This window comes from Kitasatospora sp. NPDC004240, assembly GCF_053603215.1.
Genome location: NZ_JBSGFD010000002.1, coordinates 78,136 through 101,645 on the forward strand (window position 1 = coordinate 78,136; position 23,510 = coordinate 101,645).

20 protein-coding genes are annotated in these 23,510 nt (G+C 74.8%); 12 read left to right on the forward strand and 8 right to left on the reverse strand.

Translation table 11 applies throughout. The annotated features are described in order from the left end of the window. Nucleotides 1-20 precede the first annotated feature (20 nt). Together ACWEQL_RS01035 and ACWEQL_RS01040 are read right to left on the reverse strand one after the other, a co-directional pair. Nucleotides 21-863 (reverse strand): universal stress protein, encoded by an 843-nt coding sequence (locus ACWEQL_RS01035; RefSeq protein ID WP_452147999.1) that lies wholly within the window; start codon nt 861-863, stop codon nt 21-23. Further along, nucleotides 860-1,801: a universal stress protein gene (locus ACWEQL_RS01040; protein WP_452148000.1), complete on the reverse strand. Its 942-nt coding sequence runs from the start codon at nt 1,799-1,801 to the stop codon at nt 860-862. The genes ACWEQL_RS01035 and ACWEQL_RS01040 overlap by 4 nt, the downstream gene beginning before the upstream one ends. Before the next feature lie 307 nt (nt 1,802-2,108). On the opposite strand from ACWEQL_RS01040, the gene ACWEQL_RS01045 reads away from it, so the two are divergent. The 3 genes from ACWEQL_RS01045 to ACWEQL_RS01055 all read left to right on the forward strand — a co-directional run bounded on the left by ACWEQL_RS01045 (nt 2,109) and on the right by ACWEQL_RS01055 (nt 5,239). Continuing rightward, entirely contained in the window at nt 2,109-2,246 is a 138-nt protein-coding gene (locus tag ACWEQL_RS01045; protein ID WP_452148001.1) for a hypothetical protein, read from the forward strand. A 172-nt stretch (nt 2,247-2,418) separates the two neighbouring features. Then, nucleotides 2,419-4,515 (forward strand): elongation factor G, encoded by a 2,097-nt coding sequence (fusA, locus tag ACWEQL_RS01050; RefSeq protein ID WP_452148002.1) that lies wholly within the window; start codon nt 2,419-2,421, stop codon nt 4,513-4,515. 85 nt (nt 4,516-4,600) lie between these two features. Beyond that, nucleotides 4,601-5,239, forward strand: coding sequence for a hypothetical protein (locus ACWEQL_RS01055; RefSeq protein ID WP_452148003.1), 639 nt, complete (start codon nt 4,601-4,603; stop codon nt 5,237-5,239). Between the two features lie 87 nt (nt 5,240-5,326). Here ACWEQL_RS01055 and ACWEQL_RS01060 read toward each other — a convergent pair whose 3' ends face one another. Together ACWEQL_RS01060 and ACWEQL_RS01065 are read right to left on the reverse strand one after the other, a co-directional pair. Then, nucleotides 5,327-5,623, reverse strand: coding sequence for a cupin domain-containing protein (locus tag ACWEQL_RS01060; protein WP_452148004.1), 297 nt, complete (start codon nt 5,621-5,623; stop codon nt 5,327-5,329). A 111-nt stretch (nt 5,624-5,734) separates the two neighbouring features. After that, nucleotides 5,735-6,811 carry a GlxA family transcriptional regulator gene (locus ACWEQL_RS01065; RefSeq protein WP_452148005.1) on the reverse strand — a complete coding sequence of 359 codons (1,077 nt, stop codon included), beginning with the start codon at nt 6,809-6,811 and terminating at the stop codon, nt 5,735-5,737. A 121-nt stretch (nt 6,812-6,932) separates the two neighbouring features. Here ACWEQL_RS01065 and ACWEQL_RS01070 point away from each other — a divergent pair, with 121 nt between their 5' ends. After that, the gene (locus tag ACWEQL_RS01070) at nt 6,933-7,919 is read left to right on the forward strand and encodes an NADP-dependent oxidoreductase (protein ID WP_452148006.1); all 987 of its coding nucleotides are present in this window, start codon (nt 6,933-6,935) and stop codon (nt 7,917-7,919) included. 271 nt (nt 7,920-8,190) lie between these two features. Next, nucleotides 8,191-9,609 (forward strand): lamin tail domain-containing protein, encoded by a 1,419-nt coding sequence (locus ACWEQL_RS01075; protein WP_452148007.1) that lies wholly within the window; start codon nt 8,191-8,193, stop codon nt 9,607-9,609. A gap of 111 nt (nt 9,610-9,720) precedes the next feature. Here ACWEQL_RS01075 and ACWEQL_RS01080 read toward each other — a convergent pair whose 3' ends face one another. Next, on the reverse strand, nt 9,721-12,012 hold the full coding sequence (locus ACWEQL_RS01080) for a S8 family serine peptidase (RefSeq protein WP_452148008.1): 2,292 nt from the start codon (nt 12,010-12,012) through the stop codon (nt 9,721-9,723). Between the two features lie 561 nt (nt 12,013-12,573). Here ACWEQL_RS01080 and ACWEQL_RS01085 point away from each other — a divergent pair. Then, the gene (locus ACWEQL_RS01085) at nt 12,574-14,736 is read left to right on the forward strand and encodes a bifunctional lysylphosphatidylglycerol flippase/synthetase MprF (protein WP_452148009.1); all 2,163 of its coding nucleotides are present in this window, start codon (nt 12,574-12,576) and stop codon (nt 14,734-14,736) included. Between the two features lie 16 nt (nt 14,737-14,752). Then, complete coding sequence (locus tag ACWEQL_RS01090; RefSeq protein WP_452148010.1) at nt 14,753-15,481, forward strand: hypothetical protein; 729 nt, start codon at nt 14,753-14,755, stop codon at nt 15,479-15,481. Between the two features lie 57 nt (nt 15,482-15,538). Here ACWEQL_RS01090 and ACWEQL_RS01095 read toward each other — a convergent pair whose 3' ends face one another. After that, nucleotides 15,539-16,726 carry an erythromycin esterase family protein gene (locus ACWEQL_RS01095; RefSeq protein ID WP_452148011.1) on the reverse strand — a complete coding sequence of 396 codons (1,188 nt, stop codon included), beginning with the start codon at nt 16,724-16,726 and terminating at the stop codon, nt 15,539-15,541. Between the two features lie 77 nt (nt 16,727-16,803). Here ACWEQL_RS01095 and ACWEQL_RS01100 point away from each other — a divergent pair, with 77 nt between their 5' ends. After that, complete coding sequence (locus ACWEQL_RS01100; protein WP_452148056.1) at nt 16,804-17,541, forward strand: TioE family transcriptional regulator; 738 nt, start codon at nt 16,804-16,806, stop codon at nt 17,539-17,541. 19 nt (nt 17,542-17,560) lie between these two features. On the opposite strand, the gene ACWEQL_RS01105 is transcribed toward ACWEQL_RS01100, so the two are convergent. Beyond that, complete coding sequence (locus ACWEQL_RS01105) at nt 17,561-17,968, reverse strand: winged helix-turn-helix transcriptional regulator (protein ID WP_452148012.1); 408 nt, start codon at nt 17,966-17,968, stop codon at nt 17,561-17,563. 68 nt (nt 17,969-18,036) lie between these two features. Between ACWEQL_RS01105 and ACWEQL_RS01110 the strand changes: the two genes are divergently transcribed. The 3 genes from ACWEQL_RS01110 to murJ all read left to right on the forward strand — a co-directional run bounded on the left by ACWEQL_RS01110 (nt 18,037) and on the right by murJ (nt 21,446). Next, nucleotides 18,037-18,702 (forward strand): nitroreductase family protein, encoded by a 666-nt coding sequence (locus ACWEQL_RS01110; RefSeq protein ID WP_452148013.1) that lies wholly within the window; start codon nt 18,037-18,039, stop codon nt 18,700-18,702. Between the two features lie 341 nt (nt 18,703-19,043). After that, nucleotides 19,044-19,571, forward strand: a complete 528-nt coding sequence (locus ACWEQL_RS01115) for a GNAT family N-acetyltransferase (RefSeq protein WP_452148014.1) — start codon at nt 19,044-19,046, stop codon at nt 19,569-19,571. Nucleotides 19,572-19,763: 192 nt separating this feature from the next. Further along, nucleotides 19,764-21,446: a murein biosynthesis integral membrane protein MurJ gene (gene murJ / locus ACWEQL_RS01120; protein ID WP_452148015.1), complete on the forward strand. Its 1,683-nt coding sequence runs from the start codon at nt 19,764-19,766 to the stop codon at nt 21,444-21,446. A gap of 97 nt (nt 21,447-21,543) precedes the next feature. Here murJ and ACWEQL_RS01125 read toward each other — a convergent pair whose 3' ends face one another. Beyond that, nucleotides 21,544-22,110, reverse strand: coding sequence for a hypothetical protein (locus ACWEQL_RS01125; protein ID WP_452148016.1), 567 nt, complete (start codon nt 22,108-22,110; stop codon nt 21,544-21,546). A 245-nt stretch (nt 22,111-22,355) separates the two neighbouring features. On the opposite strand from ACWEQL_RS01125, the gene ACWEQL_RS01130 reads away from it, so the two are divergent. Continuing rightward, entirely contained in the window at nt 22,356-23,429 is a 1,074-nt protein-coding gene (locus ACWEQL_RS01130) for an NAD(P)-dependent oxidoreductase (RefSeq protein ID WP_452148017.1), read from the forward strand. Nucleotides 23,430-23,510: the final 81 nt, after the last annotated feature.

A 23,510-nucleotide genomic window follows, 5' to 3' on the forward strand; every position in this document is an offset into this window, starting at 1 on the left:
AAGGCATGTGAGCCCGGCGCCTACGCCGCCGCCGCGGGGCTGTGCCGGACGACCGCCACCGGGCAGTGGGCGTGCTGGATCACCGCCTGGCTGGTGGAGCCGAGCAGCATGCCGGCGAAGCCGCCGCGGCCGCGCGCGCCGACGACCAGCAGTTCGGCGTCGCGGCTGGCCCCGATCAGCGCCTGGCGGGTGTGCTGGTCCACCAGGGTCGTGCCGACCGTGACGTCCGGGTACGCCTCGCGGTGGCCGGCCAGGGCCTCGGCGACCAGGCGTTCCTCCTCCGCGCGCCGGTCGGTGCCGGCGTGGGCGCGGCAGGCGTGCAGGGCGGTCAGCCCGGACCGCCGCGCCGAGGCCTCGGCGAAGGCGAAGGCCACCGCCTCCGCGCCCACCTCGGAGCCGTCCACCGCCACCAGCACACCGCCCGCCGGCTCCGGCCGGCCGCGGACGATCAGCACCGGGCAGTCGGCGTGCGCGGCCAGGTGCACCGCGACCGAGCCGATCAGCAGGCCGCTGAAGCGGCCCAGCCCCCGGCTGCCGACCACGGCCAGACAGGCGCCGCGCGAACGCCCGGCCAGCACGGTCAGCGGTTCGCCGGTGACGAGCGCCGCGTCGACGTCCAGGTCGGGGTCCCGGGCGAGCGCGCGCCGCCGCGCCTCGTCGAGGACCCGCTCCGCCTGGTGGCGCAGCCCGCCCTCGGCCGGGCCGTTCTTCGCGGGCCCGAGCGACACGTGCATCATCGGCCAGATGAACGCGTGCACGATCCGCAGGCCGCAGCCGCGCAGCCGGGCCTCGCGCACCGCGACGTCCACCGCGGCCAGGCTCGCCTCCGAGCCGTCCACGCCCACCAGCACCGGGTCGCTCATCGCGCACCTTCCGTCGGTCCACCCGCGTCACCGTCGCCGGCCGCGCGTCCGCCGCCCTCGTAGGGCACCACGGCGACCGGGCACGGCACGTGGTACAGGACCGCGTGGGCGACCGCGCCGACTTGGGCGGCCAGCGGCGACCTGCGCGCCCGCCGGCCGACCAGCACCATCGCGACGCCCTCCGCCCGCCGGACGAGCACCTGGGCCGCGCGTCCGTGCACGGCCTCCTCCACCACTGTCACCCGCGGGTACTTCTCGCGCCACGGCTGCACCACGTGCGCCAGCTCGCGTTCCGCGTGCGCGGCCAGCTCACCGACCACGTCGACACCCGCCGCGAGGCCCGCGTAGTGGAAGGGCGGCGGGACCGTCCAGGCGTACACGGCGTGCAGCGGCAGGCCCAGCCGTTCGGCCGTCTCGAAGGCGAGGGCGAGCACGGCGTCCGCCCCGTCGTGCGGGTCGACGCCCACCAGGACGGCGCCACCGCCCGTTTCGGCACCGGTCTCCGGACCGGTCTCCGCGGGCTCGCCGCGCACCAGGATCACCGGGCACGAGGCCCGGGCGACCACCCGGTGGGCCACCGAGCCCACCAGGAACCCCGCCACCGTTCCCAGCCCGCGCGATCCGAGCACCAGCAGCCCCGCCGAACCCGACTCCGCCACCAGCGCCCGAACGGGGTCCTCGCGGACCTGCACGGCGGCGAGGTCCGCCACCTCCGGGTGGCGCGCCCGCGCCCGGTCCTCGCCCTCCCGCAGCACCCGGGCGGCCTCCCGCTGCTCCAGATCGGCCAGGGCGAGCACCGACAGCGGGGTGAGCACCACCGGCGAGGCGTGCACCAGGCGCAGCGGCGCCCCTCGGCGGGCCGCCTCGTCCGCCGCCCAGTCCAGGGCCGCGAGACTCTCGGGCGAACCATCGACACCGACCACCACGGGCTCGGGCATGAGGGCCTCCACAGTTGTAAGAACGCGGCCGGCCCGGTTCGCCCGGCCACACCTCCACCCTCCCCGGACCGGCGCCGCCGACCCAGGGCCCAAGGTCCCGCCGGCCGGGCCATCGGTCCCGGCCGGCGGGGGTTGCGGCGTCGCCGCGTACGGGCCCGGCGCCGGGCGTGCGGCGTCGTCCGGGCTCGCCCCTCGGCTCGCCCGGTTACCCGGCTCGCCGGTTAATCGGATGCGGCCCCGGCGCCCGGCTCCCTAGACTCGCCGCGAAGAGCCCGCCGTCCGTGAACGGCGGCGCCACCGTGACGACATGGGAAGGGGAGACATCGTGCGCGAGCAGACCGCCGCCGTCGTCGTCCCCGCGTCGCGGTTCGAGGTGATCCTGGTGTCCTCGTCCGTCCGGTGCCGGCTGCGCGCCCGACACCGGATCCTCGCGACGAACGCCTGAGGGCCCCGCGCCCTCCCGGACGGCTCACCGAGCTCCCGAGCCCCCGCTCCGCCCCGCCCTGCCCCGCTCCGCCGGGGTGCGGCCGCGTGCCCGGAGCAGGCGTGTCCCGGCCCGTTCGTCCGCCCCATCGCGCCCCGCCCTTTTCACGTGTCACACCGAAAGGCCCTGGGCCGTGCGTACCGAGAACCCCGACCTCCGTCCCACCACCGTCACCGACGCCACCGTCACCGCGACCGACACGCTCGCCGCCGTCCGCAACCTGGGCATCCTCGCCCACGTCGACGCCGGCAAGACCACCGTCACCGAGCGCGTCCTGTACCTGGCCGGCGAGATCCACCGGCGCGGGGAGGTCCACGAAGGCACGACCGTCACCGACTTCGACCCCCAGGAACGCGAACGCGGCATCACCATCAACGCCGCGGCCGTCAGCTGCTCCTGGCAGGGCCACCGGATCAACCTGATCGACACCCCGGGCCACGTCGACTTCGCGGCCGAGGTCGAACGCTCCCTGCGCGTGCTGGACGGCGCGGTCGCGGTGTTCGACGCGGTCGCCGGGGTCGAACCGCAGAGCGAGGCGGTGTGGCGCCGGGCCGACCTGCACGGCGTCGCGCGGATCGCGTTCGTCAACAAGCTCGACCGCTCCGGCGCAGACCTCGACGCCGCCGTCGCCTCCATCCGCGAACGGCTGCACCCGGTGCCGCTGGCCGTCCAGCTGCCCATCGGGGCGGAGGACGCCTTCACCGGCGTGGTCGACCTGCTGCGGATGCGCGCCCTGCAGTGGCCGGCCGGCGGCGACGGCATGGCCGAGGGCCCGGTGCCGGACGACCTCCTCACCGAGGCGCGGCACCGCCGCCGCCTGCTGGAGGAGGCGGTCGCCGAACTGCACCCGGGCGCGCTGGAGGAGTTCTGCGCCACCGGCGCCCTGTCGGCGCCGGCCCTCGCCGGCGCGCTGCGCGAACTGACCGCGAGCGGCGAGGCGGTCGTCGTCCTCTGCGGGTCCGCCTACCGCAACCGGGGCATCGAGCCGCTGCTGGAGGCCGTGGTCGCCTACCTGCCCGCCCCGTCGGACGTCCCGCCGGTGCGCGGCACCCTGGACGGCGCCGAGCAGGAACGCGCCGCCGACCCGCGGGCGCCGTTCGCCGGGCTGGTGTTCAAGGTGAACGCCGCCACCACCGGCCGGCACGCCTTCCTGCGCGTCTACGCCGGAACCGTACGCAAGGGGGACACCGTGCTGGACACCGCCACCGGCCGCACCGAACGCGTCGGACGCATCCTGCGGGTGCGCGCCGACCGGCACACCGACGTGGACCACGCCGTGGCCGGGGACATCGTCGCCGTCGTCGGGCTCAAGGGGGCGCGGGCCGGCTCCACCCTGTGCGCGCCGGCCGCGCCGCTGCTGCTGGAACCGCCGTCCGTCGCCGACCCCGTGGTCACCGTCGCGGTCGAGGCCCGCCGCTCCACCGACACCGGCCGCCTCGCCGTCGTCCTGGGCCGGCTGGTGGAGGAGGACCCGTCGCTGGTGGTGCGCGCCGACCCCGAGACCGGCCAGACCGTGCTCTCCGGCATGGGCGAACTGCACCTGGAGGTGGCCGTGGAACGGATCCGCCGCAGCCACGGGCTGGAGGTCACCGTCGGCCGTCCGCAGGTCTCCTACCGGGAGACCGTGGTGGAGGGCGTCTCCGGCTGGTCCTACCGGCACGTCAAGCAGGACGGCGGGGCGGGCCAGTTCGCCCAGGTCGTGCTGGACGTCGAGCCGCTGCCCGAGGGCGTCGACGCGGCGTGCGGGTTCGAGTTCCGCTCGACCGTCACCGGCGGCCGGGTGCCGAAGGAGTACGTCCAGGCCGTCGAGGCCGGCTGCCGGGACGCCCTGGCGGACGGCCCGCGGGCCGGCCACCCGGTGACCGGCCTGCGGGTCACGCTCACCGACGGCGCCACGCACGTCAAGGACTCCTCGGAGCCCGCCTTCCGCACGGCGGGCAGGCTGGCCCTGCGCGGCGCCCTGCGGGCCGCGGTCACCGTGGTGCTCGAACCGCTGGCGGAGGTCACCGTCACCGTGCCCGACGAGGCCGTCGGCACGGTGCTCGGCGACCTGGCCTCCCGCCGCGGCCGCGTCACCGGCTCGGCCACCCGCGGCGGCACCGCCGTCGTCACGGCCCTGGTGCCGCTGGCCGGCCTCTTCGGGTACGCGACCGCGCTGCGCAGCCGCACCCAGGGCCGGGGGACCTTCACCACGCGTGCCGCCGGGTACGCGCCGGTGACGGCGGCGTAGCGCCCCGGCCGCCCGCCCGCCTCCTTCGCGGGGGCGGGCGGGCGCGGGCCGGGGAGTGTCGGAGGCGTCCCCTACAGTCACGGCCATGACGATCCTGCTGACCGATGCCGGGCCGGCGCCCGCCGACGCCCTCCTCACCCGGATCGGCGGCCGGCCGCTGGCCCCCGCCGGCACCGGCTGGCCGACGTGCGCGACCTGCGGAGGGCCGCTGCAGTTCCTCGCGCAGATCGTGCTGGATCCCGCCGGAGCCGAGGGCAGCGGCGTACTGTCGCTGTTCGCCTGCCAGATCGACCCGGGCCGCTGCCACGACTGGAGCGCCACCTCCGGGGCCAACCGCGCGCTGCTGTTCCCCGCCGAGGGTCTGGAGCCGATACCGCTGCCCGCCCTCGACGAGGACACCGAGGAGGAGGTGCTCGTCCGGTCGACCGTCCACGCCCTCGCCCCGCACACCGAGGACGGCGACGACCACGACGCGGCCCGCGCCGCCTGGGCCGAGCGGACCGGCCTGCCCACCCGTCAGGTCCTGGGCGGTCTCGGCGGCGCGCCCGCCTGGCTCCAGGACGACGAGACCCCCACCTGCCCGGCCTGCGCCACCCCGATGCCCCTCGCCGCCCAACTCCAGGAGGGCCCCGACCCCACCGGCGCGATGAACTTCGGCTCCGGCCGCGGCTACGCCTTCACCTGCCGCCCGTGCACCCGCGCCGCCTTCCTCTGGCAGTGCTGACAGGTGCCTCCGAGGCGGGGTCGGTCGAACGGGCGGCGGGAACGTTGCTTCTCCGCGGTCCGTGCGCCTGGCCCGCCCGGGTGTCGGTCACGTCTCCAGGATCACCAGCGTGCCCCGGCTGCCGGGGCGGACCGCGTGGGGGGTGTGGGCCGCCACCCAGTACATCTCGCCCGGACCCACCGTCACCTCGGTGTCGTCCACGAGCAGCTCAAGGATGCCGTCGATGACGAACAGCGCCTCCGGGGCCTCGTGGGTCTCGACCACCACGGGGCCCCCGTCCATCCGCAGGACCTTCACGCCGGCCGTCCCCACCTGACCCAGGAGGCGGGAGTTCCACGAAGCCGGCAGCGCCGATGCCGCCTCGAACACGTTGATCAGACTCATGGCACGCCTCTCAGCAGGCCGCCCTGCCGATAACAGGACGCCCGTGGACGAAAAGTGGATACCCGGAAGCTATCCGAGTACGGGCGCCGGTTGGTCGACCGTTTGGCAAAATCAGGGGCGCACCGTCGCCCGTGTGCGGTCGGTGGTCACCGAAGGCGCCGGCCCCGCCGCGTACGCACCGCCGCCGACGCGCTCCGCGAGCAGCCGCGCCCCGTGCCCGTCACGGCCCTCGATCGTCCGGAAGGTGCGGCGGTACGCCCGCGGCCCGACGCCGATGGCGGCCCGGAGGTGCTGGCGCAGCGAGGCGCCGGTGCCCAGGCCCGAGCGGACGGCGACCAGGTCGACGGGCCAGTCGGTGGTCTCCAGGTGGTGGCGGGCCAGGTCGACCCGCTGGCGGACGAGCCACTGGCCGGGCGTGGTGCCGGTCTCCGCGCGGAACCGGCGGGTGAAGGTGCGCACGCTCATGTGGGCGCGCGCGGCGAGATCGGCCATGGTCAGCGGGTCGGCGAGGTGCCGCATCGCCCAGGCCCGGGCGGCCGCGGTGCCGGTGTCGGCGGGGGCCGGTACGGGGCGCCGGATGTACTGGGCCTGGCCGCCGTCGCGCCAGGGCGGGACGATGCAGGAGCGGGCGACCTCGTTGGCGACCCGGCTGCCGTGGTCGCGGCGGACGAGGTGCAGACACAGGTCGACCCCGGCGGCCACCCCGGCGGAGGTGAGGATGTCGCCGTCGTCGACGAACAGCACGTCGGGGTCGACCCGGGTCCGGGTGAACATGCGTTGCAGGCGGTCGGCCTCGCGCCAGTGGGTGGTGGCGGGCCGGTCGTCGAGGAGCCCGGCGGCGGCCAGGACGTAGGCGGCGGTGCAGATCCCGACGATCCGGGTGCCGGGCCGTACGGCGTCGAGCGCCGCGCGCAGCGCGTCCGGGAGCCGACCCTCCTCGCGGATCGGGCCGAGGTCGTCGGAGGGCGGGATGACGACCGTGTCGACCTCGGCGAGCAGCCGGGCGTCGCGGGGGACGCCGAGGTGGTAGTCGGCGGCGGTGCGCACCGGGCCGCCGTCGAGGCTGCACGTGGACACCGTGTACAGCGGGCGGCCGGCGGTGTCGAGGGCGGCGCCGAAGATCCGGGCGGGGATGCCGAGTTCGAAGGGGAGGACGCCGTCCAGGGCCAGAACGCCGATGTGGTGCATGGCCGGATCCTTTCACTCGATGGCCGTGGCGCCACCACCGGGGGCCGGGCCGCTCCGGCACGCTGACGATGCGTCCGGAGCACCGGGCGCACCGTCCCGAGTACCACGATGTGAGACCGACATGACCATCCACGCCCACCCCACCACCATGTGCGCCGTCTCCCAGGACACCGCCGGCGGCCCCGAGGTCCTCAGGCTCGTCGAGGTGCCCCGCCCCCGCCCGGGCCGCGGCGAGGTCCTGGTCCGCGTGCACGCCGCCGGCGTCAACCCGGCCGACTGGAAGACCCGTTCGCGCGGTGAGTTCGCCACCGGGGCCCGGCCCCCGTTCACGCTCGGTTTCGACGTCTCCGGCGTCGTCGAGGAGGTCGGCGAGGGCGTCACCGTCCTGCGGCCCGGCGCGCCGGTGTACGGGATGCCGCGCTTCCCGTACCCGGCCGGCGCCTACGCCGAGTACGTGACCGCGCCCGCCCGCCACTTCGCGCCCCGCCCGGAAGGCCTGGGCCACCTGGAGGCGGGCGCCCTGCCGCTGGCCGCGCTCACCGCCTGGCAGGCGCTCGTGGACACGGCGGACGTCCGGCCGGGCCAGCGGGTGCTGATCCATGCCGCCGCCGGCGGGGTCGGCCACCTGGCCGTCCAGATCGCCAAGGCGCGCGGCGCCCATGTGATCGGCACCGCCAGTGCCGCCAAGCACGATCTGCTGCGCTCCCTCGGCGCGGACGAACTCGTCGACCACCGCACCCGGGACGCCGCCGAGGTGGTCCGCGACGTCGACGTCGTCCTGGACCCCCTCGGAGGTGCCAACCGGGCCCGCTCGCTGCGCACCCTGCGCCGCCCGGGCGGCACCCTGGTCTCACTCCTCCCGCCCGACGCGGCCTTCCCCCGGGCCGAGGCCGAGGCGGCCGGTGTCCGCGCCGTCTTCATGCTCGTCGAGCCGGACCTCCAGGGGCTGCGCGAGATCACCGCCCTGGTCGAGTCGGGCCGTCTGCGGGTCGTCGTCGACGCCGTGTTCCCGCTGGCGGCGGCCGCCGACGCCCACCGCCTGGGCGAGCGGGGGCGCACCACGGGGAAGATCGTCCTCTCGGTGGCCCCTGAGCCCCTGAGCCCCTGAGCCCCTGAGCCCTGGGCCCGCCCGCCTGCCCACGAGCGGCCGGGGCGAGCGGCCGGGGCGAACGGCCGCCCCGCCGGGCCCGGTGCGGGGAACGGGCCCATGATGGTCCTGGTGGCGGATTCCGGCCGGCGGTACGCGGTAGGTCCGCCGTCATCGCCCCACCACCCGGTTCGTCCGTCGTTCACCCGGCGCTCGACTTTCGGAGGGGCCCCGTTGGGGGTGGGCCGGGACGGTGGTGCCGGCCTGTCAGACCGAACCCAGGGCGGACATCGTGACCGAATCGCGCGCACCCCGGTGGCGCCGTAACCTCGCTCTCCTCCTCGCCGCCGTCGCCGGACCGACACTGGTCACCGGCGCGCTCGCCGTGGCACCGGCGTACGCGGCGCCGGCGGACGACATCCGGATCAACGAGGTGGTGACGACCGGGTCGGTCAACGACTCGATCGAGCTCCACAACAAGGGCACCGCGACCGTCGACGTCTCCGGCTGGATCCTCAAGGACGACAACAACGGCTCCACCTACACGATCGCCGCGGGCACCACCCTCGCCCCGGGTGCCTTCCGGGCGTTCGACGTGCACAACTCCTTCGGCCTGGGCTCCTCCGACAAGGCGCGCCTGTACCTGCCGAACGGCACCACCCTGGTGGACAGCTTCACCTGGAGCAGCCACTCCGCGCCGTCCTGGTCGCGCTGTCCGGACGGCACCGGCGCCTTCGCCCAGGCCGCGCTGACCCTGGGTGCGGCGAACTCCTGCGGCGGTGGCGGTGGCACCCCGGTGGCCTGGCCCGGCAGCGGGACCGTCACGACCGCGGACGCCTCCAACGTGTTCGGCACGGACCTCAGCGGCCTCGCCCCGGAGGGCAATGTGCTGTGGGGCGCGCAGAACTCCGGGAAGCTGTGGCGGCTGGTCCCGAACGGCTCCGGCGGCTGGACCCCGGACACCGCCAACGGCTGGGGCTCGGGCAAGACGCTGCGCTTCACCAACGGCTCCGGCAACCCCGACAGCGAGGGCGTCACGCTCACCGACGCCGGCGCCGCGGGCGGGGTGTACGTGTCGAGCGAGCGTGACGGCGCCGTGTCCGGCACCAGCCGGCTGTCGGTGCTGCGCTACGACGTGAGCGGTACGGGCACCTCGCTGACCGCCACCAAGGAGTGGAACCTGACCTCGGCCCTGCCGGCGGTGGGCTCCAACGCCGGCCTGGAGGCCGTCACCTGGGTGCCGGACGCGGCGCTGACCGCGGCCGGGTTCAAGGACGAGTCGACGGGCGCGGCCTACGACCCGGCCGGGTACGGCGCCCACACGGGCGGCGTGTTCTTCGTCGGCGTCGAGGGCACCGGCATGGTCCACGGCTTCGTGCTCCAGGACTCCGGCACCTTCACCAAGGTGGCCTCCTTCAGCAGCGGCATGGCCGGCGTGATGGAGCTCCAGTGGGAGCCGCAGGCGGGCCGCATGTGGGTCGTCTGCGACGACACCTGCAGCGGCCAGCACCGGACCGTGCAGGTCAACGCGTCGGGCGTGTTCTCCACCGTCGCGATCTACAACCGCCCGAGCGGGATGTCGAACATCAACAACGAGGGCTTCGCGGTCGCCGCGGCCGCCGAGTGCGTCGGCGGCTCCAAGCCGGTCTACTGGGCCGATGACAGCAACACCGGCGGTCACGCGCTGCGCAAGGGCTCCATCACCTGCTGAGCACCCCGCACACCACGCGCACCCGCGGCCCCGCCGGTCCTCCGGCGGGGTCGCGGCCTTTCACGCGGTCATGCGCCGGCACACGGTCAAGCTCCTTCGCGCGGTCATGGTTCAGGGCACCCGCTTGAGCGGGGCCGTCAGCTTGCCCGTGACCACCAGGGCGAAGTCCTGAGGCCCCTTCAGCAGGTTGCGGGCGAAGACCTGGATGAGGTACTTGCCGGCCTTGGGCGTGGGGAAGCGGACGACCTCCACGTTGTTGACGCAGTCCGTGGCCAGCAGTTGGGCGGGCAGGCCGGAGTTGCCGATCTGCTTGGTGCCGTCGGGCGCCTGCACCAGGACGCTGAGGTCGTTCTGCAGCGCCCGGCCCGGCAGGTCCGTGTACGCCAGGCACAGCCGCAGCGGCATGCCCGCCGCCGCCTCGACCGTGAAGCGGACCCGGTCGCCGGTGTTGTCCAGCTGCTGGGCGGGGGCCTCCCAGTTGTCCACGAAGCTGAGCACGAGGTCAGGGTTGCCGGGGTTGGGCACGGTCGTGGGCAGGTGGACGGCACCGAATCCCTGCTGGAAGTGCGGGTTGTCGGCGGCCGCGTCCTGGCCCGTCAGCGTCTTGGTCCCGTTGATGAGGGTGGCCTTGAGCAGGGCGGCGCTGGGCCTGGCCTGCCGCACCTTGACGTAGTACTCGCGGACCAGCGCGGCGCACCCCGCGACCAGCGGCGTGGCCATGCTGGTGCCGCCCATGAAGGCGTACTTGGTGTTCGCGTGCAGGCCCCAGAAGTGCCTCGGCGGTGCGGCGGCCGAGCGCGCCGAGAGGATGTCGGTGCCGGGGGCGACGAGGTCGGGCTTGACCCGCCAGTCGTCGCAGGGGCCGCGGCTGCTGAACGCGGCCAGCCCCTGCGGGTCGCCGGAGACCTTCTCGTCGGCGATCGGCGGGTCGGGGAAGGGCTGGCCCTCCTGCCAGTCACCCCAGGTGATGCCTCCGCCGGTCGGTCCGTCGGTCCGGCTGGTGCGGGAGGCGCCGACGGTCAGCGCGTTCTTGCTCGACCCGGGGGACTCCACGGAGAGCCAGTCGACGAACCCCGGCTGGGAGCGCAGGCGCACCGCCGCCGTGCCGGAGTTCCCGGCGGCGATGATGATCAGCATGTCGCGGCGGCGACGCACGAACGCGTCGACGTCGTCGGAGTTGGCGGTGTACGCGGCCTCGGTCTCCGCGCCCCAGCTGTTGTTGTGGATGCGGGCGCCGGCCTGGAACGCGGGCTCGAAGAGGTCCTCCAGGGACAGCGGCAGGCCGCCGAGGTTCCCGGCCGCGTCCATGACGGACTGGAAGTACAGCTTCGCCTCGGGGGCGACGCCCCGCAGGGCGCCCGAGGAGGCCGAGCCGTCGCCGAGGATGGAGCCGGACACGTGGGTGCCGTGGCCGTGCGGGTCCGAGGTGTCGCCGGGCCGGCCCAGCGCGACCGCGTCGACGACGCGGCCGGCGAAGTCCGGGTGGGTGGCGTCCAGCCCGGTGTCGGCCACCGCGACGATCTGGCCGTTGCCGCGGAACGGCAGGTCGGCGGTGCCGGGGTTGCCGTTCGCGGTGACGCCCATCAGGACGCGGGCGACGTCGTTCAGCAGCCGCGGCGGCACGTACTGGCTCATCTCTGCGACGCCCGGGACCTGCTTGATCTCGTTCTCCAGCGGCGAGCCGGCGGGCAGCCGGATGCGCAGCCGGCGTCCGCCCTCCGCGAGGATCGTCGTGTCGGGGTCGTCCACCCGGGCCGCGATCCAGCCGCGGACGGACGGGCGCACGGCCTCGTCGGTCACCACGAGGTCCCAGGTGCGGGCGGTGGGTTCGGCCTCCGCCGCTTCGGCGGCCTCGGGCCCGCCGCCTCCCTCGGCCACGGCGCCGGGCCCGCCGCCCGGCTCGGCGGCCGCGAGCCGCACCGGGGCGGCCAGCCGCGGGCCGTAGCGCTCGACGGATTTGACGAAGGGTAGGTTGACCACGGCCTCCGCCTGTTCGGGAGTCGCCGTCACCAGGTACGCGCGTGAGGGGAACGCCTGCTGCAGCACCGTGCCGGTGGCGCGGATCTGCTCCCGGTAGGCCTCCAGCAGCGGCTCGCCCAGCCGCAGCACCCACTGACCGGGTGTTCCCGGGTCGAGCGGGATGGCCTCGGCCTCGGGCGCGGCCTCCGCCGAGGCGAAGGCGGCGGAACCCGGCGCGGCGATCAGCGAACGGGCCAGCGCCGAGGAGTCGGCCTGGCCGTTCCCGTCGAGCCGGTCGACCGTCAGACCGGCCTCCTCCAAACGCGGCAGGTCGTTCTCCTCGGCGTCACCGACGACGAAACTCCCGGTGGACGAGGCGTTTCCCAGGATGCCCAGCGCCGCGGCTTCCTCGGATTCATGCATGTAGTAGGCGATCACACGCATGGGCAATCGCCCCCTTCCGGAGCGCAGGAATATGTTGAAGAGTTGAGGACAGGGGAATCGAATTCCGTCGGCCGAGACCAGCCGCAGGCATATGCACTCTCAATGTACCGCCGATGTGCGGAATAAACTCCACCGAAAGGAGCTGCGGGCTGCGGGAAGTGACCATTCGTAATCAAATGTTCGGCGGTATTCCTTATCGGTGATTTGCCATCCGGCAGGACGATGGGTCGGACTGTCCGTTCCTCGGCGGAATGCGGATCGATCGTCACACCGACCCGCGCGACGCACCATCGCACGAGGGGCCGGGGCCCGTCGCACCTCCGGTCCCGCCCCGTGGTCCTCCCGGCGGGGCCCGCCCGCCCCGCGGCCCGCCCGGCCGCGGCGGCCGGATCCGGATACGCTGAGCGGGGAGGCCCTGGGCCACCGGCGGTGGGGGTGGGAGCCGGTCACACCGTGCGGAGGTGCGAGGTGGCGGAGGAAGCGGAACCCCGGTCGCGCCGGGGCGCCCGAACGGCGGCCGCGGCCTTACGGCGGCTCCCCTTCACGCTCGCCACCGCCGCCGTGATCCTGATCGTGGGCCTGGCCGTCGGCGGGCTGTGGGACCCCGTGTCCGACCGCTCCTGGTACCCGGACGTCGCGTACGGCCTGCCCTCCTTCGAACAGGGGCACTGGTGGACGCTGCTCATCGGGCCGGCGTTCTGCGCGACGCCGCTCGAATACCTGCCGGTGCTGGTCGGGCTGGTCGTGCTGGCCGGCCTCGCGGAGCTGCGGATGGGCACCCGCCGGGCCGCCGCCGTGACGGCCGCCGGCCAGCTCGGCGCCGTCCTGCTGGCCGCGGGGCTGCTCGCCGTGCTGCGGCACACCTCGTGGTCCTGGGCCGAGGACCTGGCCCGGCTGCGGGACGTCGGCATCTCGGCGGGCTTCCTGTGCGCGGGCGCGGTGGCGACCGCGACCCTCGCCTCGCCGTGGCGCCAGCGCCTGCGGCTGGCGCTCCTCGCGTACACCGGGGTGGCCCTGCTGTACCTCGGCGGACTGAACGACCTGGAGCACGCGCTGGCCGTCGGCGGCGGACTGGCGGCGACCCACTGGCTGCGCGTGCCCGGCGCCGCGCCCGCCTCCGGCCGTCTGGGCCGGCGCGAGTGGCGGCTGCTGGCGACGGCCGGGCTGCTCCTGGTCGCGGCCGTCCTGGTGGTGGTCCGGCTGGTGCCCAGCCGCAGCCCGGTCGGTGACACGGCGGGGCTGGGCGACCCCTGGTGGCAGGTCCTGCTCTTCCTGCTGGTGGTCGCGCTGCTGGTCAACGGGCTGCGCCGGGGCAGCCGTACGGCCTGGCGCTGGAGCGTGCTGCTGTGCCTGCTGAACGTCCTGCTGGGCCTGCTCGTCGCGGTGGTGTACGTGATCGGCAAGGCCCTCGACGAGGAGGTGACCGTCACCGGCGCCGCGGTCTTCGTCCCCACGGCGGTCATCTGGACGGCGGAGCTCGTGGTGCTGCTCGCCGGACGGGACGCCTTCCGGGCCCGCCGGGGGAGGGCTCGTCGGGGGAGGGCGCGCGCGCAGGCCGGGGCCGTGGACGCGGATCCGCGGGAGCGGGCGGCGCGGGTGCTGGAACGCGAGGGCGGCGCCAACCTCTCCTGGATGACCACCTGGCCGGACAACTCCTACTTCTTCCCCGCCGACCACTCCTTCCCCGCCGACCAGGGCCCCGACGGCTCCGGCGGCGGGGCCCACGACCGTGTTCCCGCCGGTGCCCCCGGTGCCGCCGGGGGCGATCCCGGCAGCGATCCCACGGGCGGCCCCGACGAGGGCTACCTCGCCTACCGGGTGCACGCCGGCGTCGCGGTCGCGCTGGGCGACCCGGTGGGCGCGGCGGACGGCCGGGCCCGTTCGATCACCGGCTTCGCCGGGATGTGCGACCACGCGGGGCTGGTCCCCTGCCTGTTCTCGGCCACCCCCCGGGCCGTCGAGACCGGTGACCGGCTCGGCTGGCGGTCGGTCCAGGTCGCCGAGGACACCGTGATCGACCTGCCCGACCTGGAGTTCCGCGGCAAGGCCTGGCAGGACGTGCGCACCGCCCTCAACCGGGCGAAGAAGGAGGGCGTCGAGTACCGGCTGGCCGCCCTCGCCGAGGAGCCCCGCCAGGTGCTGGCCCAGGTGCGAGGCATCTCCGAGGAATGGGTCGGCGACATGGGCCTGCCGGAGATGGGCTTCACCCTCGGCGGCGTCGAGGAGGCCCTGGACCCCCGGATGCGGGTCGGCCTGGCGCTCGGCGCCGACGGCCACGTCCACGGGGTCACCTCGTGGATGCCCGTGTACGCGGGCGGCGCGGAGCGCGTACCGCACGGCTGGACGCTGGACATGATGCGCCGGCGCCACGACGGCTTCCGGCCGGTCGTCGAATTCATGATCGCCTCCAGCTGCCTGGCGCTGCGGGAGGACGGCGCACGGTTCCTCTCGCTCTCCGGCGCGCCGCTCGCCCGTACCGGCCCGGTCTCCGCGCCCACCGTCCTGGACCGCATCCTCGACCAGCTCGGCGGCGCCATGGAGCCGTACTACGGGTTCCGCTCGCTGCACTCCTTCAAGGCGAAGTTCCGGCCGCGCCACGAACCGCTCCACCTGATCTACCGCGACGAGGCCGACCTGCCGAGGATCGGCGTCGCCCTGCTGCGCTGCTACCTGCCCACCGCCACCGTGCGTGACCTGCTGACCGCGCCCGCGCGGCGCGGCTGACGGGAAGGGACCGGCCGTGCGCCCCTCCGAAGCAGCCGAGGTCGAGGTCAACGTCATCGCCCCGCACGGCTACGGCCTCTGGATGGTCGGCGCCTTCGTCCTCACCTTCCTGGGCACCCGCGCGGTCACCCGGATGATCCGGGCCGGCCGCGGGCCGTTCCGCGACGTCTCCGTCGGCGGCACCCACGTCCACCACCAGGTGTACGGCATCTTCGCGATGCTGGTGGCCGGTGCCATCGAGTTCGCCTACCGCCCGGGCACGCCCGGGGCGCAGATCCTGGCCGTGATGTTCGGCGCGGGCGCGGCCCTCGCCCTCGACGAGTTCGCCCTCTGGCTGCACCTGGAGGACGTCTACTGGGCCCGCGAGGGCCGCAAGTCCATCGACGCGGCCTTCCTGGCCGGGGCGGTCGGGCTGCTGCTGGTCGCCGGGTTCAACCCGTTCTCCGACGTCGGCCCGGGGCTCTCCGGCCACCTCGTCTTCGCGGCGGGGATGCTGATCAACCTGGCCCTGTGCGTCATCGCCATCCTCAAGGGCAAGACCGCCCTCGGCGTGATCGGCCTGATGGTGCCCCTGGTCAGCGTCTTCGCCGCCGGCCGGCTGGCCAAACCCGGCTCCCCGTGGGCCCGCTGGCGCTACCCGCCGGACTCCCGCAGGGACGCCCGCGCCCGCCGCCGCTACCCGCCCGACCGCCGCACCCGCCTGGACGCCCTCAAGGACTTCGTCGGCGGGACACCGCACCACTGATGCCGCGTACGGCGGTGGGCGGGTACGGCGGGGCGGACGGGCCCGAGGGGGCGGGCCTCAGATCTCCTTGACGAAGACGATGGCGTCGGTCCGGTCCGTGGTGGCCGGGTCGAGGGCGAAGTAGGTGTGGTCGGCCGGGATCCGCGGGGCCGGGGTCGCGTCGAGGGCCGCGGAGAGGCGTACTGGGTCGATCACGGCGCGCGGGTGGGGGAGGGCGGACAGCAGCCCTTCGAGGGTGTCCGGGGCGGGCACGTCGGCGCCGCGGGTGCCGAAGGTGGTGGCGGCGAAGGCGTACCGGTCGCCCAGCCGGGTCGCGAGGACGGCGCCCGCGCTCGACCACTTCAACGGCTGCCCGCCGAACCGGATCCTGCTCCGGTCACGCTGCAGGAGGCGGTTGTGGGCGAAGGCGAGGGTGGGCCCGCGTCCGGTCTCACGGCGGACGATCGCGTCCAGGTTGTCGGCCATCATCGCGCCGCGCAGGCCCATGATCGTGTCGAAGCGGTCGGGTGCGGTGCCGGCCAGGCCCGCGTGGTAGCGCAGCAGGCCGGTGGCGGTACGGGCGTACAGCTCGGCGTGCCACAGGTCCTCGGGGGAGGTGAGCTCCGCCAGGTCGGGGGCGTGCGTGGTGAGCAGCACGTGCAGGTCGTCGGCGATCAGGCGCAGCTCCGCCGCCTCGGGGGTGCGGCCGACCGAGCGGGCGGGATTCATCAGGGCGTCCGGGGCGGTCCAGCGCTCCTCGGCGCCGAGCAGCTCCTCGATGGCCGCCCGCCCGTGCGGCAGGTCGAGGCGGGCGGCGGCCAGGTAGTCGTACAGGGCGGTCAGCGCCGGGCCGGGCGAGGCGGCGCCGGTCATCTCCAGGGGCCCGTCGATGCCGTAGAAGCGCAGCCGCTCCTCGGCGGGGCGGCCCTCGTTGTGGCCGCGCATCCAGCGCAGCAGCTCCCGGTTGCCGGCCGCGGCGCCGAAGCCGTGGCTGAAGCCGCGGCTCATCGCCTCGTCCAGGCTCCCGGCGCCACCGGCCACGTACGCGTCGGCGGTCAGCGCCGCCAGGCAGTCGCTCTCGATGGCGATCGAGCGGTAGCCCTCGTGCTCGACGAGGTGGCGGAAGAGCTCGTTGCGCAGGTCGAGGAACGCCTCGACGCCGTGGGTGGGTTCGCCGAGGCCGAGCAGGCGGATGGTGGGGGACAGGAGCGCGGAGAGGGCGCCGCCGCCGAAGGGGCGGGCGGCGTCCTGGATCGATGCCGTCATGACCTCAACCGTATCGTTGAAGCCTCAGTGTAAACTTTTCCGGCATTTCCGTGGATGGCGAAGGGGAAAGTTTAAAAGTGCGGCTGAGACCCGTCGACCTGGCGCGCGAGCACGGCCTGTCCACGCAGGCGGTGCGCAACTACGAGGACGCGGGGATCCTCCCGCCGTCCGCCCGCTCCCCGCACGGGTACCGCGCGTACGGCCCGCGCCACTCGGCCGCCCTGCGGACCTTCCTCGCGCTGCTCCCCGCCCACGGCCACGCCACCGCCTCGGCGATCATGCGCGCGGTGAACGACGGGGCCCTCGACGAGGCGCTGCGCCTGATCGACGCCGGCCACGCCCGGCTGGCCGAGGACCGGAGCACCCTGGAGGCCGTCACGGCGGCCCTGGAGGACCTGGCGGACGCGCCCGACCCGTCCGGCGTACCCGGTGTGCCAGGCGGGGCCGACGTCGCCGGGGAGCCGGCGGTGACGTTCATCGGACCGCTCGCCCACCGCCTCGGCCTGCGCCCGGCGACCCTGCGCACCTGGGAACGGGCCGGGCTGACCCTGCCCCGGCGCGACCCCCGCACCGGCTACCGCGTGTACACCCCCGCCGATGTGCGTGACGCCCTGCTCGCCCACCAACTGCGCCGCGGCGGGCACGGCCTGGAACAGATCGCCCGGATCCTCGACCGGGTACGTACCGCCGGCGGGCCGGAGCCGCTGCGCGCGACGCTGCACGAATGGCGCGCCCGTCTGACCGCGCGCGGCCGCGCGATGCTGACGGGCGCGGCCGCCCTCGACGCCTACCTGCGGGAGTTCCCGGACGCCTGACCGCTCGGCGCCTGACCGCTCAGCGGGTGGGGCCGCCCGGCATCGCCGTGGCCGCCGCCGTCCGGGCGCGGGCCCGCTCGATCTCGTTGATGTGGCTCTCCGTCCACTCCCGCAGCGCCGCGATCGGCTCGGAGAGGCTGCGGCCCAGGTCCGTCAGGTCGTACTCGACCCTGGGTGGGATGGTCGGGTGCACGGTGCGGGTCAGGAACCCGTCCGCCTCCAGAGCGCGCAGCGTCTGGGTGAGCATCTTCTGCGAGACGCCCTCGATGCGCCTGCTCAGGTCGGTGTAGCGCAGTGTGCCCCCGGCCAGGGCGTCGATCACCAGGACCGTCCACTTCCCGGCGATGTGGTCGAGGACCTGACGCGTCGGGCACTTCGCGGAGTTGACGTCGGCCGGCAGTCCGGAGGATTCCACCGTGGTCTTCATGGAGGGAGAGTAACGCACTATTAAGTGCCTTCTTCCTCGCGGAGACTGACTCTCCGATAGTGAGTGCCATGAACACCACGCAGCAGCGGCTGTCCGTCGCCGAAGCCATCCGTACCCGTCGCACCGTCCGCCACTACCGGCCGGACCCCGTCCCGGACGCCCAGCTCACCGCACTGCTCGAACTGGCCGTCGAGGCGCCCACCAGCTTCAACCTGCAGGCCCGGTCGGTCGTCGCGGTGACCGGCGAGGAGGGCCTGGCCGCCCTCACCCGGGCCACCGGCGGCCAGCCCCAGCCGCAGGAGGCACCCGTCGTCCTGGTCTTCGTCGCCGAACCGCAGTCCTGGCGCCAGGACCCCACCGACATCCACGAGGACGCCCGCCGGAACGTCGCCTGGACCGAGGAGTTCATCACCGCGTTCTCCGCCGCCGCCCGGGAGTTCCACGAGGACCTCGACCGGCGCGGCCTGCTCCGCGAGTACGCGGTGAAGGACGCCATGATCGCCGCGTCCTTCGTCATGCTCGCCGCCACCGAGATGGGACTCGCCACCTCCCCGATGAACGGCTGGGACGAGGACCAGGTCAAGAAGGCCATCGGCATCGACGGCCGGGACGACCTGGCCATCGCCCTCCTGCTCTCCGTCGGCCACGGGGCCGAGACCCGCCGCCACCCGGGCCGCCGCCCCCTGCGCCGCAACGTCTTCCGCGAGCGCTACCCCGCCACCGCACGGCCCTGAACCGGCCCTTGCCGGTACGCGGCCGCGCCTTTGGGCCCGCGCCGTCCGTGCCCCTGGCCGCGCCCCCGGAAAACCAGGGGCGCGGTCTCCCGGTGCCGTGCTACGGTCGGGCCGTCCCGATGGGACGGGAACTTCGAGGGAGACAGGGAGGTGAGATCGTGGCCGCGGTGAGGACCGCTGCGCCTGTGCTGCGCGGCGCCCGGACGACCGATCTCATCTCCCGGGCCCCGGCCTCCTGACCCTCCGCACCCGTCGCCGCGTCCACCCGTCCCGTACGGGGCGGCCGCCCGACCCGTGCCGTCGACGTACGCCGGGGCCCTTCCTCCGAAGGGTTTCTCACCATGCGTTCCTCCACCACCTCCTGGCACACCCGCGCCGAGACCACCGCGGACATCCCCGCCGTACGGGCGCTGACGCTCGCCGCGTTCGGGCGCGCGCACGAGGCCGAACTCCTCGACGGGCTGCGGCTCGACGAGGCGTGGATCGACGGGCTCTCCGTCGTCGCCACCGACCCGGCCGACCCCGACGGCACCCCCGTCGGACACGTCGTGCTCACCCGCGCGTCCATCGACGACCTCCCGGCCCTGGCCATGGGCCCGGTCTCCGTACACCCCGACCACCAGCGCTCCGGCGCCGGCTCCGCGGCCGTACGGGCCGGGCTCGACACCGCCCGGGCCAGGGGCGAACGCTACGTCTTCCTGCTCGGACACCCGACGTACTACCCGCGGTTCGGCTTCGTCCGCGCCTCGGCCCACGGCCTGCGGCTGACGATCGACGCCCCCGACGAGGCATGGATGGCCCTCGCCCTCGACCCCCGTCACCCCCTCCCGCCCGGCACGGCCCACTGGGCCACCGCCTTCGGCATCTGACCGGACCCCCGGGGCCGCCGCCCCCTCGCGCGGCGGCGGCCCTCCCGAAGCACCACACCGCAGCCGAACTGTCCGACCCGTTCCGTCAGTTAGGGAGCGGACCGCTTGCTCCGAGGCCGCCGCGTTCGTGGGGAAGGCCGGGGTGCCGGACCGGATGTGATGGCGGATGCTTCGTTGGCATACGGTGGGCGGATGATTCAGGGGGTGGACGGCGTGGTGCGGACCGTGCCGCGGGAGCAGCGGGCGAGGGGGCGGCATGCCGCCCGGCGGGACAAGGACCAGGGCGGCCCGGCCCGTTCGTCCTTGCTGATGGCCGTCGGCACCGTGGTGTCACGGGCGACCGGGCTGATCCGTCAGGTGCTGCAAGGCGCGGCGCTGGGGACGGGGTTGCTGGCCAGTACGTACAACACGGCGAACACGGTGCCGACGAGCCTGTACACGCTGTTGATCGGGGGTGCGCTCAACGCCGTGCTGGTACCGCAGTTGGTGCGGGCCAGGGCGACGCAGCCCGACGGCGGGCGTGCCCACGAGCAGCGCCTGGTCACGCTCGTGGTGTGCGTGCTGGGCGTGGGTACGGCGCTCGCGGTGTGGGCGGCGCCGCAGATCGTCGGCCTCTACATGCGGGACACCCCGGACGGTCACGAGTCCTTCGAGCTGACCGTGACCTTCGCGCGGTTCCTGCTGCCGCAGATCTTCTTCTACGGCCTGTTCGGCATCTACGGACAGGTGTTGAACGCGCGCGAGAAGTTCGGCGCGATGATGTGGACCCCGGTGCTGAACAACGTCGTGCTGATCGGCATGTTCGCCGCCTACCTGGGGCTGATGACGGTCCCGGACCGGGTGGAGGACATCACCGCCGACCAGGTGCGCCTGCTGGGGATCGGGACGACGGCGGGGATCATCGTGCAGGCCCTGGCGCTGATCCCGTTCGCCCGGGCGGCCGGCTTCCGGCTCCGGCCCCGGTTCGACTGGCGGGGGACCGGCCTCGGCGGGAGCGTCCACGCCGCGAAGTGGACGCTGCTGTTCGTCCTGGCCAACCAGGTCGCCCTGACCGTGGTCACCAACTACGCCAACGCCGCCGACCAGGAACTGCCCGAGGCCGGAGTGGGCTACTCCGCCTACACCTACGCGCAGACCATCTGGATGCTGCCGCAGTCGATCGTCACGGTGTCCCTGGTGACGGCGCTGCTGCCGCGCATGAGCCGGGCCGTCGCCGAGGGGCGCATCCCGGACCTGCGCGCGGACCTGGCGCGGGCGCTGCGGATCAGCGGCGTGATTATCGTGCCCGCTGCCTTCCTCCTCCTCGCCCTCGGACCGCAGATCGCCTCGCTGCTCTTCGGCCACGGCGCGGCGGACGACGACTCGGTCCGCCCCCTCGGCCAGATGCTCCAGGCCCTCGGCCCCGGGCTCATCCCGTTCTCCGCCCAGTACCTGCTGCTGCGCGGCTTCTACGCCTTCGAGGACACCCGCACCCCGTTCCTCATGGCCGCCTGGATCGCGGCGGTCGACATCGCCCTGGCCACCGCCTGCCACCTGCTCCTGCCGGCCCGCTGGGCGGTGGTCGGCATGGCCGGTGCCTACACCCTCTCCTACGCGGCCGGACTCGCACTCACCGCGCGCCTGCTGCGCCGCAGGCTCGGCGGCCGGATCGACGACGGAGGCCTACGTCGAACGTACGGGAAGCTGCTCTGCGCCGCGGTCCCGGCCGCGGGACTGGGCTGGGCGGTGGCGCGCGCGTGCGGTCGGACGGGACCGGGCACCTGGCCCACCGCCACGGCGCTGGCCGCCGGAACGCTCGCCACGGTCCTGGGGTACCTCGTCCTCGCCCGGCTGCTGAAGGTCGAGGAGCTGCGCCGCCTCCCCGGGATGCGCTGAGGCGGGGCGCGCTGAGGCGGGGCGCGTTGGGGCCGGGACGCACCGAGGCCGGGCGGCGTTCAGGCCCGGGCGGGCGGCCTCGCGCCGCGGGCTCCGGTCAGGAGGCCGCGGCGGAACCGTCGAGGGAGGAGGCGAAGGCGGCCAGGGCGGTGAAGTCGTCCTGTCGCAGGCCGATCCTGGGGTTGACGTGGTGGAGCAGGGCCCGGGTGGGGTGGGTGGCGGTGATGTGGGCGTGGTCGGCGTCGGTCTGCTCGTCGTCCACCCAGGCGAACGGCCGGCCGTCGGCGTACGCCATGAGCGGTTCGCACTTCCAGTGCACCCCGTCCGGGCGCTCGCGGAACAGGGCGTCGCCGAAGTCGACGAACGGCAGCCGGGGCAGGCCCAGGACCGGGCCGATCAACTGGTTCGCCCGCCCCATCCAGGCGCTCGCCCAGCACAGCTCGTACAGCTCGTCCCCGAGGGCCAGCAACTCCTCGCCGTGCCCGGGGTCGAGCCACACCGTCCGCGGCAGCGCGTACGACCGCCGCCCGCCGGTGACCGGGAGCTTCCGTGCCGCGGAGGGGACGTGGACGGTGGTGTAGGCCGGCGGGCAGGTGCCGCCGAGCGCCGCGTACGGGTTGAGCGGTCCGTCGATGTCCAGGAACAGCAGTGGCCGCTGACGCATGATCCCCCCGTGATGCAGTCGCCCGGTCCCCGCAGGGTAGCCGGGCGGGGTGGCGCGCGCTACGACCCGGGGCGTCCCGGATGGCGCCGGCTCCGGCCGTGCCTGCCCTCGGGGGCAGGAGATCTTGCGGCTGACGTCCCTCCAGGTGGCACCCTCCCACCGGCCAGTGCCGAAGAATCTCCTGTCCCAGCCGCCGGGCACCCCGACTCAGCCTGTGCCGCCGGAGCGAAGTAAGGTCCGGTCAGGTGAAGGGGGATCATGTGGAACGGGCGCGAGTTCTGCTGCTGGACGCGGCTCCCGGCGAACTGCTCGACCGGGAGCTGGAACGGTTCCTCGGCCACGGGCTGGCCGTCACGCTGAACCTCCGGCGGGTCGCCGACCGGGCCGCGGCGCGGGAGGCCTGGGCCGGCCGGGTGGACCTCGCCGACTTCGACGCCTTCGACGAGGAGGCGCTGATCCGCGCGTGCGTCCGGGACGGCATCGGCTACCACGCCCTCAAGTCCCGGGCCGGCGTCCCGCTGCGCGCCGCGTTCCTCACCGCCGCGACCGACCCCGCACTCGCCAACCGCCTCCGGGTGATCGGCCGGGCCGGCGCGGGCACCGACCACGTGGAGGCGCCCGCCGCCGCCCGCCACGGCGTCACCATCACCCACACCCCGGGCTCCAACGCCGCCGCGGTCGCCGAATTCGCCCTGGCCCAGCTGCTCACCCTGACCCGCGACCTCCCCGCGTACAACGAGGCCGCACACCGAGGCCGGTGGAGCACGCCGACAACCCCGGCGGTGGAACTGTCGGAGCTGACCCTGGGCATCGTGGGCCTGGGCCGGATCGGCCTGGCCCTGGCCGAACGGGCGGGCGCGCTCGGCCTGCGGGTGCAGGGCCTCCGGAGGAGCCCGGCCGAGGGCCGGGTGCGGCGGGCCGAGTCCCTCGCCGCACTGCTGGCCACCAGCGACGTGGTCTCCCTGCACGTCCCCCTCACCCCGCGGACCCGCGGCCTGATCGGACGGGCGGAGCTGGCGCTGATGCGGCCCGGGTCGATCCTGCTGAACACCGCCCGCGGCGGGATCGTCGACGAGCAGGCGCTGGCCGACGCGCTGCGCGACCCCGACCATCCGCTCGGTGCCGTCGCCGTCGACACCTTCGAGCACGAGCACGCGGCCTTCGCCTCACCGCTCTTCGGCCTGCCGAACGCCCTGCTCACCCCGCACGTCGCCGGGATGACGAGGGCCGCCATGGCCACCGCGGCCCTCCGCTGCGCCGACCACATCGCCGCCCTGCTGGCCGGCCGAACGGACGGCGTCCCCGTGGCGACCGCCTGACCCGGCCCGGAAGCCGGCCCGGAAGCCGGCCCGGAAGCCCGGCCCGGAAGCCGCCGCGATACCCGTGCCGGCCCCGAGGAC